This window comes from Chryseobacterium sp. SIMBA_029 (assembly GCF_046535275.1).
GTDB lineage: Bacteria > Bacteroidota > Bacteroidia > Flavobacteriales > Weeksellaceae > Chryseobacterium.
Genome location: NZ_JAWRXA010000763.1, coordinates 1 through 242, shown reverse-complemented (window position 1 = coordinate 242; position 242 = coordinate 1). Strand labels below are relative to the sequence as shown.

Annotated in this window: 1 protein-coding gene; it reads left to right on the top strand. The window is 69.8% G+C overall.

The features are described from left to right. Nucleotides 1-242: hypothetical protein (locus SB679_RS25985; protein ID WP_410705273.1), on the top strand; the 242-nt coding region annotated here is incomplete at both ends.

Below are 242 nucleotides of genomic sequence, written 5' to 3'. Positions count from 1 at the left end.
ACCGCTACCTCGACGCGCTCGCGCACTATGACGCGGCCGACCCGGGCAGCGCGCATACCGTCGACGGCCTGGTCAAAGGTATCGATCGCGCGCCGACCGCCGCCATCGACGAGATCGTCGCCTCGGTGATGCAGCAAGCGCAAGACTCCAGCGTGCGCACGAGCGCCGCCGCCGAGCAGTCGTACACGCTGGCCTGTGTGCTGTTGTTGACCGTCGTGCTCGGCGCGCTCGGCGTGGGCACG